The 14,978-nt window shown below is 68.2% G+C and carries 17 protein-coding genes; 16 read left to right on the forward strand and 1 reads right to left on the reverse strand.

Annotated features, from left to right (window positions below):
* Positions 1–29 precede the first annotated feature (29 nt).
* From hisB to ACPWUT_RS05010, 4 genes are read left to right on the forward strand one after another with little or no spacing between them, the layout of a single operon-like run.
* Complete coding sequence (gene hisB / locus ACPWUT_RS04995) at positions 30–635, forward strand: imidazoleglycerol-phosphate dehydratase HisB (RefSeq protein WP_284529338.1); 606 nt, start codon at positions 30–32, stop codon at positions 633–635.
* Positions 632–1,276, forward strand: coding sequence for an imidazole glycerol phosphate synthase subunit HisH (gene hisH, locus ACPWUT_RS05000; RefSeq protein WP_284529340.1), 645 nt, complete (start codon positions 632–634; stop codon positions 1,274–1,276). Before hisB ends, hisH begins: the two co-directional genes overlap by 4 nt.
* A 55-nt stretch (positions 1,277–1,331) precedes the next feature.
* Positions 1,332–2,078: a bifunctional 1-(5-phosphoribosyl)-5-((5-phosphoribosylamino)methylideneamino)imidazole-4-carboxamide isomerase/phosphoribosylanthranilate isomerase PriA gene (priA, locus tag ACPWUT_RS05005; RefSeq protein WP_284529341.1), complete on the forward strand. Its 747-nt coding sequence runs from the start codon at positions 1,332–1,334 to the stop codon at positions 2,076–2,078.
* Positions 2,062–2,844 (forward strand): SseB family protein, encoded by a 783-nt coding sequence (locus tag ACPWUT_RS05010; RefSeq protein WP_425841270.1) that lies wholly within the window; start codon positions 2,062–2,064, stop codon positions 2,842–2,844. Before priA ends, ACPWUT_RS05010 begins: the two co-directional genes overlap by 17 nt.
* 51 nt (positions 2,845–2,895) lie before the next feature.
* Here ACPWUT_RS05010 and ACPWUT_RS05015 read toward each other — a convergent pair whose 3' ends face one another.
* Complete coding sequence (locus ACPWUT_RS05015) at positions 2,896–3,321, reverse strand: DUF1844 domain-containing protein (RefSeq protein WP_425841273.1); 426 nt, start codon at positions 3,319–3,321, stop codon at positions 2,896–2,898.
* A 227-nt stretch (positions 3,322–3,548) separates the two neighbouring features.
* On the opposite strand from ACPWUT_RS05015, the gene infC reads away from it, so the two are divergent.
* The 12 genes from infC (at position 3,549) to pheT (ending at position 14,970) form a co-directional block, all read left to right on the forward strand.
* Positions 3,549–4,205 (forward strand): translation initiation factor IF-3, encoded by a 657-nt coding sequence (gene infC / locus ACPWUT_RS05020; protein ID WP_284529343.1) that lies wholly within the window; start codon positions 3,549–3,551, stop codon positions 4,203–4,205.
* A gap of 62 nt (positions 4,206–4,267) precedes the next feature.
* Positions 4,268–4,462, forward strand: coding sequence for a 50S ribosomal protein L35 (gene rpmI, locus ACPWUT_RS05025; protein ID WP_005048908.1), 195 nt, complete (start codon positions 4,268–4,270; stop codon positions 4,460–4,462).
* 31 nt (positions 4,463–4,493) lie between these two features.
* Positions 4,494–4,874 (forward strand): 50S ribosomal protein L20, encoded by a 381-nt coding sequence (rplT, locus tag ACPWUT_RS05030; RefSeq protein WP_284529348.1) that lies wholly within the window; start codon positions 4,494–4,496, stop codon positions 4,872–4,874.
* A 95-nt stretch (positions 4,875–4,969) separates the two neighbouring features.
* Positions 4,970–5,776, forward strand: coding sequence for a TrmH family RNA methyltransferase (locus tag ACPWUT_RS05035; protein WP_425841279.1), 807 nt, complete (start codon positions 4,970–4,972; stop codon positions 5,774–5,776).
* 258 nt (positions 5,777–6,034) lie between these two features.
* Complete coding sequence (locus ACPWUT_RS05040; protein ID WP_425841281.1) at positions 6,035–6,445, forward strand: hypothetical protein; 411 nt, start codon at positions 6,035–6,037, stop codon at positions 6,443–6,445.
* Positions 6,446–6,473: 28 nt separating this feature from the next.
* The gene (locus tag ACPWUT_RS05045; protein WP_425841283.1) at positions 6,474–7,055 is read left to right on the forward strand and encodes a hypothetical protein; all 582 of its coding nucleotides are present in this window, start codon (positions 6,474–6,476) and stop codon (positions 7,053–7,055) included.
* Positions 7,056–7,952: 897 nt separating this feature from the next.
* Positions 7,953–8,747 carry an amino acid ABC transporter ATP-binding protein gene (locus ACPWUT_RS05050; protein ID WP_425841285.1) on the forward strand — a complete coding sequence of 265 codons (795 nt, stop codon included), beginning with the start codon at positions 7,953–7,955 and terminating at the stop codon, positions 8,745–8,747.
* 63 nt (positions 8,748–8,810) lie between these two features.
* The gene (locus ACPWUT_RS05055) at positions 8,811–9,713 is read left to right on the forward strand and encodes a glutamate ABC transporter substrate-binding protein (protein ID WP_425841287.1); all 903 of its coding nucleotides are present in this window, start codon (positions 8,811–8,813) and stop codon (positions 9,711–9,713) included.
* Between the two features lie 67 nt (positions 9,714–9,780).
* Positions 9,781–10,431 carry an amino acid ABC transporter permease gene (locus ACPWUT_RS05060; protein WP_425841289.1) on the forward strand — a complete coding sequence of 217 codons (651 nt, stop codon included), beginning with the start codon at positions 9,781–9,783 and terminating at the stop codon, positions 10,429–10,431.
* On the forward strand, positions 10,428–11,354 hold the full coding sequence (locus tag ACPWUT_RS05065; RefSeq protein ID WP_425841292.1) for an amino acid ABC transporter permease: 927 nt from the start codon (positions 10,428–10,430) through the stop codon (positions 11,352–11,354). The genes ACPWUT_RS05060 and ACPWUT_RS05065 overlap by 4 nt, the downstream gene beginning before the upstream one ends.
* 41 nt (positions 11,355–11,395) lie before the next feature.
* Positions 11,396–12,451: a phenylalanine--tRNA ligase subunit alpha gene (pheS, locus tag ACPWUT_RS05070; RefSeq protein ID WP_425841294.1), complete on the forward strand. Its 1,056-nt coding sequence runs from the start codon at positions 11,396–11,398 to the stop codon at positions 12,449–12,451.
* Positions 12,451–14,970, forward strand: a complete 2,520-nt coding sequence (gene pheT, locus ACPWUT_RS05075; RefSeq protein WP_425841296.1) for a phenylalanine--tRNA ligase subunit beta — start codon at positions 12,451–12,453, stop codon at positions 14,968–14,970. Before pheS ends, pheT begins: the two co-directional genes overlap by 1 nt.
* Positions 14,971–14,978 lie beyond the last annotated feature (8 nt).

Consider the following 14,978-nt stretch of genomic DNA (forward strand, 5'->3'; position numbering starts at 1 on the left):
CCGAGGGCGGCGCTCGGTAGAATCGGGCCATGAGCACCCCCCGTACGGCGACGCTGCGTCGCGCGACGAGCGAGTCCACCGTCGAGCTCGAGCTCGACCTCGACGGCACCGGCACGAGCCACATCGACACGACGGTGCCCTTCTTCGACCACCTTCTGACGGCGTTCGCCAAGCACTCCCTGACCGACCTCACGGTGCGCGCCTCCGGCGACACCGACATCGACGCGCACCACACGGTCGAGGACGTGTCGATCGTCCTGGGTCAGGCGATCCGCCAGGCGCTGGGCGATAAGGCGGGGATCTCCCGCTACGGCGACGCCCTGGTCCCCCTCGACGAGGCGCTCGCGCAGGCGGTCGTCGACATCAGCGGCCGACCCTACCTGGTGCACGCCGGCGAACCGGCGGGCTTCGAGCACCACCTCATCGGCGGCCACTTCACCGGGTCGCTCGTGCGGCACACATTCGAGGCGATCGCCTTCAACGGCGGGCTGACGATGCACGTCACCGTGCTGGGCGGTCGCGACCCGCACCACATCGCCGAGGCGGAGTACAAGGCGCTCGCGCGCGCGTTCCGGCAGGCGAAGAGCCTCGACCCGCTGGTGCGCGGCATCCCGAGCACGAAGGGCGCCCTGTGACCGACGCGCCCCTGGTCGCGGTGCTCGACTACGGTTCGGGCAACGTCCACTCCGCCGTCAAGGCGCTCGTGGCGGCGGGCGCCGACGCGCGGCTCACCTCCGACCGCGGGCTCATCCAGGACGCGGCCGGACTGCTCGTGCCCGGGGTGGGTGCCTTCCGCGCCGTGATGGAGGCGCTCCGCGCCAGTCGCGGAGACGAGGCGATCGAGCGCCGCCTGGCGGGCGGACTGCCCGTGCTCGGCATCTGCGTGGGCATGCAGGTCCTCTTCGACCAGGGCGTCGAACGCGGCGATGCGACCGAGGGCCTCGGTCAATGGCCCGGGGTCGTGCTCGAGCTCGACGCTCCGGTGCTTCCTCACATGGGATGGAACACCGTGCGGCCGGGGGAGGGGTCGACCCTCTTCCGCGGGATCGAGGACGAGCGCTTCTACTTCGTGCACTCCTACGGCGTCCAGCACTGGTCCCTCGAGGTCATGCGGCCCTTCCGTGAGCCGGCGGTGACCTGGTGCGATTACGGAGCGCCGTTCCTGGCGGCGGTGGAGAACGGACCGCTCTCGGCGACGCAGTTCCACCCGGAGAAGAGCGGAGCCGCGGGTATCCGCCTCCTCGCGAATTGGGTCGAATCGCTGCCGCGGGGCTAATCTCTCTCCTTGTGCGTGCGCGCAAGACGTGCGCCCCGACGAACCATCCGGAGCCATGAACGATTTCGCGTCCACCCCTGAACTGATCCTCCTCCCGGCCGTCGACGTCGCCGACGGCAAGGCGGTCCGCCTGACCCAGGGCGAGGCGGGCACCGAGACGAGCTACGGCGACCCCGTCGACGCGGCCCTGCAGTGGGCCCACCAGGGCGCGCAGTGGGTGCACCTCGTCGACCTGGATGCGGCGTTCGGTCGCGGCAGCAACACTCCCGTGCTGCGCAAGGTCATCAAGCAGCTGCGCGGGGTGCAGGTGGAGCTGTCCGGCGGCATCCGCGACGACGCCACCCTCGAGGCCGCACTGGAGTCCGGGGCGACCCGCATCAACCTCGGCACCGCCGCGCTGGAGAACCCCGAGTGGGCCGCCGACGTCATCGGCCGCTACGGAGACGCGATCGCCGTGGGACTCGACGTGCGCGGCACGACCCTGGCTGCGCGCGGCTGGACCCGCGAGGGCGGCGATCTGTGGGAGGTCCTCGACCGCCTCGAGGACGCCGGCTGCAGCCGCTACGTCGTCACGGACGTCACGAAGGACGGCACGCTCCGCGGCCCCAACATCGAACTCCTCCGCGAGATGGTGGCCCGCACCCCGAAGCCGGTGGTCGCCTCGGGCGGCGTCTCGAGCCTCGACGACATCGCCGCGCTGCGCGCGCTCGTCCCGCTCGGCGTCGAGGGTGCGATCGTCGGCAAGGCCCTCTACGCGGGGGCGTTCACGCTCGCCGAGGCGCTGGATGTCGCCGCAGGCTGACGACGCCAGCCACCCGGCGGGCGATTCGGCCGGTGTCCCGTGGGCGGGGCGCCGCTTCGAGGACAACCCGCACTCCGGCGACGACGGATCCGCCGATCCCGCGCTCCTCGCGGCCCTGCAGCGCTTCCGTGCGGGCGAGGGCAGTCAGGTCGAGGTGATCGATGCGCTCCGCGGTGCGCGCGTGCTGATCCCTCTGATCGCGGAGAAGGGCGAGGAGGGCGTCGCCCCGAGCGGGCTGGCGGTCGACAAGACGCAGGAGCTGTCGATCGTGACGGTCGCCGCCCCCGACGGACGCCGCGTGCAGCCGGTCTTCTCGTCGGTCTCGACGATGGCGTCGTGGGACGCCGCGGCGCGACCGATCCCGGTCGACGCGGTGCGCGTGGCGCTGTCCGCGTCGGCGGAGGACACCGACCTGATCGTGCTGGACCCGACGGCCGCGACCGAGTTCGTGGTGCGCCGTCCGGCGGTGTGGGCGATCGCCCAGGGTCTGCCGTGGGAGCCGAGCTTCCTCTCACCCGAGGTCTTCTCCGCCCTGCAGGAGAGCGTGGCGTCGGAGCTGGCCGTGATCGACGTGGCCGTCGCCGCGGGTGATCCCGACGCGCGGCTGCGCGGCCCCGAGCTCGTCGTCATGCTGGAGCTGATGGACGGGCTGGAGCGGCAGGCGCTGGACGCCGTGCTCGCGCGTCTCGCGCAGCGGTGGGCGGCCGACGACCGGATCGCCGTGCTCGCCGACTCGCTGACCGTCAAGCTGCGCCGCAGTTCCTGAGGGGCCGGCTCCGGGCCTGACGGCGGCGCAGCTCGGGGGAGGAGATGCCGGTCAGGTGACAGGACCGGTGTACTTCTCGCCCGGGCCCTTGCCGATCGGATCGGGGATCGTCGAGGTCTCCCGGAAGGCGAGCTGGAGCGAGCGCAGGCCGTCGCGCAGCGAGCGGGCGTGCATGTCGCTGATCTCGGGGGCGCCGGCGGTGATCAGCCCCGCGAGGGCGTTGATGAGCTTGCGCGCCTCGTCGAGGTCGGTCTGCGTCTCGGGGGAGTCGGCGAGGCCCACCTTCACGGCGGCGGCGCTCATCAGGTGCACGGCCGCGGTCGTGATGACCTCGACCGCCGGCACGTCGGCGATGTCGCGGGTGGCGGCCTGGGCGGCGCGCTCCTGCTCTTCCCACCGCTGGTGCCGGGCGTCCTCGTGGGGATCGTCGCCCCGATCGCTCCGCTGGTCGGCCTGGTCGCCCGGAATCGTATCCACGTGCTGCTCTCTGCTAGACTTGGTGCGCACCGGAGTGTTCTGCTCCGGATCGAAAGAGGATCACATCCCACCCGCGCTTGCCGTTCCAGGCTACCGGGTCACGCACTCCGCCCCGCTCACGCAGGGTCGTCCCCCGTGGATCAGGGTGCAGAAACACTGACAGCCGATGTGCGCATCGTGCGGGTGGACGTGATCAGCTTCCGCCCGCGACACAGCCCTGTGTCGCGGTGGCAGTCCCCGCACGAACAGGAGTTCCGCACATCAGCGATCCCCGCACCAACGACCGCATCCGCGTCCCCGAGGTCCGCCTCGTCGGACCCGCGGGTGAGCAGGTCGGCGTCGTCCGTATCGAGGTGGCGCTGCGTCTGGCTCAGGAGGCCGATCTCGATCTGGTCGAGGTGGCCCCCAACTCGAAGCCTCCCGTGGTCAAGATCATGGACTACGGGAAGTTCAAGTACGAGGCGGCGCAGAAGGCCAAGGAAGCACGTCGCAACCAGGCCAACACGATCCTCAAGGAGGTGCGCTTCCGTCTGAAGATCGAGGCGCACGACTACACGACCAAGCTCAAGCGCGCGGAGGGCTTCCTCCAGGCGGGCGACAAGGTCAAGGCGATGATCCTCTTCCGTGGTCGCGAGCAGTCGCGTCCCGAGCAGGGTGTGCGCCTGCTGCGCAAGTTCGCCGAGGACGTCGCCGAGTTCGGCACCGTGGAGTCCAACCCCACGATCGACGGCCGCAACATGGTGATGGTGATCGCGCCCCACAAGAACAAGTCCGAGGTCAAGACGGAGCAGAACGCTGCTCGCGCCGCGACCAAGCAGGCCGCTCGTGAGGCCCGCAGCGGACAGGCTCCCGCTTCCGGCGCGGAGACCGCACCCGCCGAGTAGTCCTCCGGACTGCGACGCCCCACAGACTCCCGCCCTGCGGGAACCACAACGAAGGAAGAACCATGCCGAAGCAGAAGACCCACTCGGGTGCCAAGAAGCGCTTCAAGGTCACCGGAAGCGGAAAGATCAAGAAGCAGCAGGCGAACCTCCGCCACAACTTCGAGGGCAAGCCGACCAAGCGCACGCGCCGTCTGTCGGCCGACAAGATCCTGGCCCCGGGCGACGCGAAGGTCGCCAAGAAGCTCCTCGGCATCTGACGCCGCCGCACGTAAGGAATAAGTAGAAGAAATGGCTAGAGTCAAGCGGGCCGTCAACGCCCACAAGAAGCGTCGCGTCATCCTCGAGCGCGCCTCCGGTTACCGCGGACAGCGTTCGCGCCTGTACCGCAAGGCGAAGGAGCAGGTCACCCACTCGCTCGTCTACGCGTACCGTGACCGTCGCAAGCGCAAGGGCGACTTCCGTCGTCTGTGGATCCAGCGCATCAACGCCGCGAGCCGCCAGAACGGCCTGACGTACAACCGCTTCATCCAGGGCCTCGGCCTCGCGGGTGTGCAGGTCGACCGTCGCATGCTCGCCGAGCTCGCCGTGAACGAGCCGGCCGTTTTCGCGTCGCTGGTCGAGACCGCGCGCACGGCGCTCCCGGCCGACGTCAACGCCCCCAAGGCGTAAGCGCGTCGCACGCTCTCCGACAGGGCGCTCTCCATCCGGAGGGCGCCCTGTCGTCGTTCCCGGTCGCGGCCGCGCCGTCCCCCTACACTGAGACCGTGCTCGAGAACCCCCGTTCGCCGCGTGTGCGCGCCGTCGCCAAGCTGACCAAGCGCAGCGCCCGGCAGGAGACCGGTCTGTTCCTCCTGGAGGGCCCGCAGGCGGCCCGCGAGGCGCTGGCCTACCGCCCCGACACCATCGTCGAGATCTTCGCGACGCCGACCGCGATGGAGAAGCACCAGGACGTCCGCGACGCCGCGCGCAGCGCGGGGCTCGAGATCGAGTTCACCACCGAGCCGGTGCTGGACGCGATGGCCGACACCGTCACGCCGCAGGGCATCGTCGCCGTCGCCCGGCAGTCGCCCACGGCGCTGAAGGACGTCTTCGCGGCGAAGCCCGCGCTCCTCGCGATCTGCGAGGAGGTGCGCGACCCCGGGAACCTCGGCACGATCATCCGCGCCGCCGATGCGGCAGGAGCGGATGCCGTGGTGCTCACCGGCCGGACGGTCGACCCGTACAACCCGAAGGTCGTCCGAGCGACGACCGGATCGCTCTTCCATCTGCCGATCGCCATCGGCGCCGACCTCGCCGACGTCGTCCAGCGTGCGCACGCGACGGGGCTGCGCGTCGTCGCGGCCGATGTCGGGGGAGAGGACTTCCTCGCCCACCGGCGGACTCTCGCCGAGCCGACCGCGTGGCTGTTCGGCAATGAGGCGAGGGGACTCGACGACGAGGCGCTGTCCCTCGTCGACTTGACGCTGCGCCTGCCGATCTACGGCCGCGCCGAGTCCCTGAACCTCGCGACGGCGGCGAGCGTGTGTCTGTACGAGAGCGCATTCGCCCAGCGTTCGGGTGCCGGCGCATGAGCCCGTTCTCGAAGACGAACACGCGCACCGAGGGCCCGCGCCCGCCGTGGTGGCGCCGCGTCGCCACCTGGGTGAAGTCGCTCTTCCGCCGCTCCTGACGGCCAGCCGCTCACGTCGGTCGATCAGGTTCCGCGCCTGCGGCGGGGCGGAGGTGTTCCGTCAATCCATGGGATCGAGATTCGGCAATCGAGGAGCACGCCTAGACGCCGCGCGCAAATGGTGCCAGCATGTCCGGAACCGATCAAAGGAGGATCCGGGATGGTCATGGTCTCGAGGAACTCGAAGAGGTCAGGCCGTATTCGACTTGCTGTGGTCGGCTTTTTCGCGGCAGCACTGGTGGGTTTGTCTCCGACAGTCGCCGACGCTTACACCTTCACATTCTTCAATGGGTATGTCGCCCCGGGCGTCTATAAATACGGTGCAGTTCCGCCGAGCGGGTCGATTGGCGGGGAGCTCTACGGGCTTTTTGGGCAGGGCGGAACGGGTCGCATTGAGGGCTACAAGCCGTCGACCAACACCATCATGTTCAGTACGTCAGCTCCGCATGATTCGTGGGTCTACTTGAATTATGTGCGCACCGCAAACGTGCAGAGCCGATGCAAATGGATCAAGAAGTACGCGACTACCCCAGACGATGCGAAGTATTTGCAATGCCGAGCCAAGAGATGAGGGCGAGCGAATGAAAAGATACTCGGCAATGACGGTTGTGTTCGTTGTCGGCGCGTGCAGCCTTGGTTTAGTTCTCGGAACAGCTGCGAACGCCGCCGTGCAGGCGATAACGAGCCCGGTACCGCAACCGATGGTGGCCGTCTCCAAGTCAGCAGATTATGACTTGAACGTGTTGACGTCGCCCACGTCTGAAGCTCGTCCACTCCCGAAGGATGTCGCACGGTCCGACATCGCGGGTGGCCTGGACGTGGCCACCGCCAGGTTAATCGAGGATGGGCCTGTCCAGTCCTTCGTCGTCAAGTCGAACTTGGGGCTACTTTGCCTCGTCGTTCACATCGACGACAAGGAGTGGGTCACAGGCACTGTTTGTACGACTCCAGCGAAATTTCGTGCTTCCGGGCTCGGGATGGTAGTCGAAGCGAGGGAAAGCGCGAAGGTAGCTGAGCGCTACTTGCTGTCCGACTCGTCCGTTGCGTCAAACCCAGCAGTGAGTAGCTTTCAAACTGGCGACGTAGCCAACTTGCTGGTCGTAGACGACGTCGGTTCGGTGGTCGCGAGAGATGCGTTGCGGACGCTTGGGAAGGAACTGTCGTTTGAGGTCCTTAAATGATCCACGATGACCTCAATCTCTTGAAAAGGCGTCGCGCTCGCTTTCGAGTGCGGTCTTGCGTGGCGGCGCTTGCGCTGGGAATAAGCTGTTCGCTAACAGCGTCCGCGTTCGCGGCGGACACCATTTTCAAGGACGGGTACGCAAACTCCAGCACGCCTTACACGAGCTCGTCGCAGACCAACCTCAAGGGCGGTAGGGCCGGGCCGGACGGCCAGCAATTGATCCAGTTCACGACGATGACGATCGTCGGGTCGTCCATCTACGCATCGGTTACCGCAAGTGCAGGTAATGCTGCCGACATGACTCACGCGGCAAAGAGCGGTAAGTCGAGGTGCACATTCCGCTTTATCAACGGGGTCTCTGGCACTAACTGGATCATCTGCAAGTATCGAAAGTAGCCTTGAGCGTTTACGACAGCCTGTCATCCTCGTGTGGACGTGTATTGTAACCGTTGCCCAATGTCGTATCGGGCGTGTGAGGTCCGTTTCTTGAGTGGCTTTCCGCGAGCTAGTCAGGTTCTGTAGCCCAGGAGATCATCGATCGACCCGCCCAAACGCCCGCCACATCACTCCGCGAACCGACTACCCTGCAATCGGGCGAACGTCGCTTACTGCGACTCAGAGCCAGGCATGCCGCGCTGACCGTAGACGCGGCGGTGCGGAGCCGCCGTTAGTGACGGCTTGCGGCGCGCCCAGTGACTGCCGAAGCACTAGGTAACATGCGGCCGCACCGAGGTATCGGTGTAGAGAACTTTGAAGCGCGCGGTGCGGCCGACTCCGATGGGGGCACGCTCCCACTTCCTCGTCGCCACGCGGAGTAGCCGATGCGCGTCACAATTCGGTGAAGGTGTCGTGGAAATCCACAGCAGCGAAGTCGAGTAGCGCCTACGCTGGCCGGATGACGGCTTCTGAGCACGACGCAGCACCGGCCACGTCCAACATCTCCGTCCGCCGAGGCGACCCGCTCGTGGTCGTCGAGAACGTGCAGAAGCACTACGGCGACTTCCAGGCACTCACCGACATCGACCTGACGGTCAACCGCGGCGAGGTCGTCGTGGTGATCGGGCCGTCCGGCTCGGGCAAGTCGACGCTGTGCCGCACGATCAACCGCCTGGAGACGATCACGAGCGGCCGCATCACGATCGACGGCAAGGAGCTGCCCAAGGAGGGCAAGGGACTCGCCGCGCTGCGCGCGGACGTCGGCATGGTGTTCCAGTCCTTCAATCTGTTCGCCCACCTCACGATCCTCGAAAACGTCACCCTCGGCCCGATCAAGGTCAAGGGCATGAAGCGGGCCGAGGCCGAGAAGCTCGCCAAGGAGCTCCTCGACCGCGTCGGTGTCGGTCACCAGGCGAGCAAGCTCCCTGCCCAGCTCTCGGGCGGTCAGCAGCAGCGCGTCGCCATCGCACGCGCGCTCGCGATGAAGCCCAAGGTCATGCTCTTCGACGAGCCCACGAGCGCGCTCGACCCCGAGATGATCAACGAGGTGCTCGACGTGATGGTCAGCCTCGCGCAGGACGGCATGACGATGATCGTCGTCACCCACGAGATGGGCTTCGCCCGCAAGGCCGCGGATCGCGTCGTCTTCATGGCGGAGGGGCACATCGTCGAGGAGGCGACCCCCGAGGAGTTCTTCACGAACGCGAAGAGCGATCGCGCCAAGGACTTCCTCTCCAAGCTCATCACGCATTGAGACGCGCGCGCCCTGCACCGGCGCGCGAACCCCAGAAGATACGAACGGAACCAGGAGAAACACATGCGTATCACCCGCGTCACCGGCGCACTCGCCGGAATCGCCGTCGCAGCCCTCGCGCTGACGGCCTGCAACAGCGGCACGCCCGGAGCCGACCCCAGCGAGCCCGGGGGGGAGACGGCCGAAAATCCCTGGACGGTCGCCACGGACGTGTCGCTCGAGGGGAGCCCCACGTTCGATGCCATCAGCTCGCGCGGCTCGGTGAACATCGGCGTCAAGGAGGACCAGCCCAACCTCGGATATCTCGACCCCACCACGGGTGAGCGCAGCGGATTCGACGTGGACATCGCCCGCTGGATCGCGGCCTCCCTCGGCTTCGATGAGGACAAGATCACCTACACGGTCGTGGACTCCGCCAACCGCGAGCAGGCGATCATCAACGGTCAGATCGACTACTACGTCGGCACCTACTCGATCACCGACGACCGCAAGGAACAGATCAGCTTCGCGGGGCCCTACTTCATCACCGGTCAGGGCCTGCTCGTCGCCGCCGACTCTGACCTGGCGGGCGTGGACGACCTGACGGCCGACACTGTCGTCTGCTCCGTCACTGGATCGACCTCGATCCAGCGCATCAAGGAGGAGACGCCTTCGAAGACCGTCGAGCTGAGCAAGTACTCGGAGTGCGTCGAGCAGGTCAAGAACGGACAGGCGGATGCCGTTACGACCGATGAGGCGATCCTCATCGGTTACGCGGCCAATGACCCTGACAACCTCAAGGTCGTCGGAGAGCCGTTCAGCGAGGAGCGCTACGGCGTGGGCATCGCGAAGGGCGACACGGCGTTCGTGGAGCACGTCAACACTCTCTTCACCGACGGCGGTGACGTCTGGCAGGCGATCTTCGATAAGAATCTCGGAGCGGCGGGCGTCGAGGGCACGCAGCCCGCGGTCGACCCGGCAGAGTGACGTCGACCGGAGGCGGTGATCTCGTCACCGCCTCCGGTCCTCCCGTGTTGCGCTCGGAAGGAGTGTGATGGACCAGATCTTCGAGTATCCCGAACTGTGGCAGCAGGCCCTCGTGGGAACGCTGGTGCTGTTCGTCGCCGGTGGTGCCATCGCGATCGTGTTGGGCTTCATCGTGGGCGCCATGCGGGTGTCACCGATCCCGATCGCCCGCGCGGTCGGTGCGGTCTACGTCAACACGATCCGGAACACCCCGCTGACCCTGGTCCTCTTCTTCTTCGCCTTCGCGGTCCCCATCCTCATCGAGGTGCCGCGTGGCAGCTTTCTCCTGCTGGCGATCCTCGGATTGGGTATCTACACGGCGACCTACGTCGCGGAGACCCTGCGTTCCGGGATCAACACTGTGCCCGTGGGGCAGGCGGAGGCCGCGAGGGCGCTCGGAATGGGTTTCGGGCAGGTGATGGGCTACGTGGTCCTCCCGCAGGCGGCGCGATCGGTGATTCCTCCCATGATGAGCGTCTTCATCGCGCTGCTGAAGAACACCACCGTTGCTTCCGGCTTCTCCGTGATGAACCTCGGCAGCATCCGCGCGAACATGAGCGAAAACGGTGAGAACCAGATGGTCACCATCCTCCTGGTGATGGCGATATTCGTCGCGTTGGTGCTCGTGCTCGCCGCCCTGCAGAAGTACCTCGAGAAGAAGTGGCGGATCGCACGATGAGCTCGGTTCTCTACGACGTTCCCGGCCCGCGCGCGATCGCACGCAATCGCGTCATCGGTGCCGTGACGATCCTGGTGGTCGTCGCGCTGGTCGGCTTCTTCATCTGGCGGCTCGCCGATACCGGACAGCTCTCCGCAGAGAAGTGGAGTCTGTTCACGTACACGCGCGTGTGGGAGATGATCGGGCAGGCGACACTGGCCACGGTCTCCGCTTTCGCTGCAGCCGGCGTCGGCGCCATCATCCTCGGATTCCTTCTGGCGATCGGGCGGATGTCCGACCACGCCTGGATCCGCGGCCCCTTCGCCGCGATCGTCGAGATCCTCCGTGCCGTCCCCGTTCTCGTCTTCATGATGCTGCTCTTCTACGGACTCCCGGTGATCGGTGTGCGGATGAGCAGCTACTGGGCGGTCGTCATAGCACTCATCGCGTACAACGGCTCAGTGCTCGCCGAGGTCATCCGGGCGGGTGTCGAGTCGCTGCCTCGTGGACAGAAGGAGGCAGGCTACGCGATCGGACTCCGCAAGGCGGGGGTCATGCGCCTCATCCTCCTGCCGCAGGCCATTTGGGCGATGATGCCGGTGATCATCGCGCAGCTGGTCGTCACACTCAAGGACACCGCGCTGGGCTTCATCATCACCTACCCGGAGTTGCTCTACACCGCGAAGCTCCTCGGCTCGAACGCGCAGTTCGGCTCCCCGCTGATCCCGTCGGCGATGATCGCGGGAGTCATCTACATTGCGATGTGCCTGGCGCTCAGCTATGTCGCCTACATCGTGCAGAAGCGCGTGAGACGGTCTCCGAAGGCGGTCGGCACCACGCGAGCCGATGTCACGGCGCACGCCCTCACCGACACGCAGGTCATCGGAGCTCAGAGTACGACTGACATCGCAGCGGCAAAGCGGGCTGGCGACAAGCACGAGTGACCGCGCGGGCGGGCCATCGCCCGCCGGTAGACTCGTCTCTCGTGTCTGACGCACCCGAGAACCACCCGGCCGAGATCACGCCCGAGGCCGTCGAGGCGGCCGTGGTCGCCGCACTCGCGGCGATCGATGCCGCGGCGACGACCGCCGAGCTCAAGGCCGCCCGCAGCGCCCACATGGCCGAGGCGTCTCCGCTCGCGCAGCTGAACGCGCAGCTGCGGCATGTGCCCAACGACAAGAAGGCCGAGTTCGGCAAGCTCGTCGGCCAGGCGCGCGGCCGCGTGACGCAGGCGCTCGCCGCCCGTGAGGCGGCGCTGGCCGAGGCAGAGACGGCCGCGCAGCTGGATGCCGAGCGCATCGACATCACGGCGCTCCCGCAGCGCGCCCGCGTCGGCGCGCGGCATCCGCTGACGCTCCTCCAGGACCAGATCGGCGACATCTTCGTCGGCATGGGGTGGGAGATCGCGGAGGGGCCCGAGCTCGAGCACGAGTGGTACAACTTCGACGCGCTGAACCTCGACGCCGACCACCCCGCACGCCAGATGCAGGACACGTTCTACGTCGATCCCGTCGCGGCGCACCTGCTGCTTCGCACGCAGACGAGCCCGGTCCAGATGCGATCGATGCTCACGCGCGACCTGCCGATCTACATCGTGTCGCCCGGCCGGGTGTACCGCACCGACGAGTTTGACGCGACGCACCTGCCGGTGTTCAGCCAGTTCGAAGGCCTCGTGATCGACGAGGGCATCACGATGGCGAACCTGCGCGGCACACTCGACCACGTCGCGCGGGCGCTCTTCGGCGCCGAGGCGAAGACGCGGCTCCGGGCCAACTACTTCCCCTTCACCGAGCCCTCCGCCGAGCTCGACCTCTGGCACCCGACCTTCAAGGGCGGCGCGCGCTGGATCGAGTGGGGCGGCTGCGGCATGGTCAACCCCAACGTGCTGCGCGCGGCCGGCATCGACCCCGAGGTGTACTCGGGCTTCGCCTTCGGCATGGGGATCGAGCGGACACTGATGTTCCGCTCCGATGTGAAGGACATGCGCGACATGGCCGAGGGCGATGTCCGCTTCAGCGAGCAGTTCGGAATGGTGGTCTGATGCGCGTCCCGCTTTCGTGGCTCCGCGAGTACGTCGACGTCGCGGACGGTGCCACGCCCGACGACGTCCTGGCCTCGCTCGTGTCGGTCGGCTTCGAGGAGGAGGACGTCCACGGCTTCGGGCTCACCGGCCCGATCGTCGTGGGGCAGGTCGTCGAGTTCGTCGAGGAGCCGCAGTCCAACGGCAAGACGATCCGCTGGTGCCAGGTCGACGTCGGCGCGGCGAACGGCGGCTTGCGCGGCATCGTCTGCGGCGCCCGGAACTTCTTCGCCGGCGACAAGGTCGTCGTGACCCTCCCGGGAGCCGTGCTGCCGGGACCCTTCCCGATCGCGGCGCGCAAGACCTACGGGCACGTGTCCGACGGCATGATCGCCTCGGCCAAGGAGCTCGGACTCGGTGACGAGCACGGCGGCATCCTCCGGCTCGTCGAGCTGGGCCTCGATCCCGAGGTCGGCGCCGACGCGATCGCGCTGCTCGGGCTCGATGACGTCGCCGTGGAGATCAACGTGACGCCCGACCGCGGCTACGCGCTGAGCCTCCGTGGCGTCGCCCGCGAGTACGCCCACGCCACGGGGGCGCCCTTCCGCGACCCCGCCGATCGCCCGTTCGAGGAGCTCCAGCAGCCCACGAGCGGTTTCGCGGTCACCGTCGTCGACGAGGCCCCGGTGCGCGGCCGTGTGGGGGCGAGCGAGTTCGTCGTGCGCGCCGTGCGCGACGTCGACCCGACCAAGCCCACGCCCGCCTGGATGGTGGCTCGACTGACGCTCGCCGGCATCCGCTCGCTCGGCATCCTCATCGATATCACCAACTACGTGATGCTCGAGCTCGGGAACCCGATCCACGGGTACGACCTCGACCGGCTCTCGGGCGGCATCACGGTGCGCCGCGCCCGCAGCGGCGAGAAGCTCACGACGCTCGACGGCAAGGAGCGGACGCTCCACGCCGAGGACCTGCTGATCACCGACGAGTCCGGTCCCATCGGCCTGGCCGGGGTCATGGGGGGCACGACGACCGAGATGACGACGGCGACGCGCAACGTCCTCATCGAGGCGGCGATCTTCGACACGGTGACGATCGCGCGCACGGCCCGCCGCCACAAGCTCCCGAGCGAGGCGTCCAAGCGCTTCGAGCGCGGTGTCGACCCGCTCATCCCGTTCGTGGCGGCACGCCGCGTCGCCGATCTCATGGTCGAGTACGCGGGCGGCACCCTCGACACCGAGACGGGCGGCGCCCTGTTCGCCGAGGTCTTCGTCGAGGCGGTCGAGCTGCCGCGCGGCTTCGCTTCGGGCCTCATCGGCGTCGACTACACCGACGCCGAGGTCGTCGGCGCCCTCGAGACCATCGGCGCCGAGGTGACCGAGTCGGAGGCGGTGCCGGGAACGTGGCTCGTCATCCCGCCGTCGTGGCGCCCGGACCTGACCGACAAGTGGACCCTCGTCGAGGAGGTCGCCCGGATCACCGGATACGATCGCATCCCCTCGGTCCTGCCCGTCCCGCCGTCGGGTCGGGGCTTCACCACCGCGCAGGCGGCGCGCCGCCGCGTCGCGAACGCCCTCGCGGCTGCCGGATTCGTCGAGACGCCGTCGTTCGGCTTCACCACGCAGGAGCAGAACGACCTCCACGGATCCGCATCGGGTGAGTCCCTGCCGAGCGTCAAGCTCGCCAATCCGCTCGACGGACAGGCGCCCTATCTGCGTCGCTCGCTCATCCCCGGACTCCTGCAGGTCGCGCACCGGAATCTCTCGCGCGGCCTCACCGACCTCGCCCTGTTCGAGACGGGCACGGTCTTCCTTCCCGCGCCGGGCGTGCGGTACGGCACGGCGACGGTGCCACCGGCCGCGGTGCGGCCCGACGCGGCGACGCTCGCCGCGCTCGACGCCGCCCTGCCCCCGCAGCCGCGCCACATCGCGGTCCTGCTGACCGGTCAGCGTGTGGCCAAGCAGCCGGGCGTCGCCGCCGAGCCGTTCGACGTCGCGGACGGGATCGACGCGCTGCGCACGATCGCGGGCGCGGCGGGCGTGCAGATCGAGGTCGCCCAGGGGGCCCGTGCCGCCCTGCATCCCGGTCGCACCGGCGTCGTCTCGGTGGGCGGCGCCGAGGTCGGCTACGTCGGGGAGCTCCTTCCGGCGGTGGCCGAGGCGGCCGACCTGCCCGGACGGGTGATCGTCGCCGAGCTCGACCTCGACCGCCTCATCGATGCGGCCGGTACGCGGGTCGTCGCCGAGACGCTGTCGGGCTACCCGGCGGCGACGCAGGACGTGTCGCTGGTGCTCGGTGCCGATGTGCCTGCGGGAGCGGTGCGATCCGCCCTCGTCGACGGTGCCGGCCCGCTCCTGGAGGCGCTGCGACTCGTCGACGATTATCGCGGGGCCGGCGTGCCCGAAGGGGCCAAGAGCCTGACGTTCGCGCTCCGGTTCCGTGCCGCGGACCGCACGCTGACCGCCGCCGAGGCCACCGAGGCGAAGCTCGCGGGAGTGGCCGTCGCCGCCGAGCGGTTCGGCGCGACGCTGCGCGAGTAGGTCCCGGC

The sequence above is a fragment of the Microbacterium sp. PA5 genome, from assembly GCF_049860775.1.
Classification (GTDB): Bacteria; Actinomycetota; Actinomycetes; order Actinomycetales; family Microbacteriaceae; genus Microbacterium.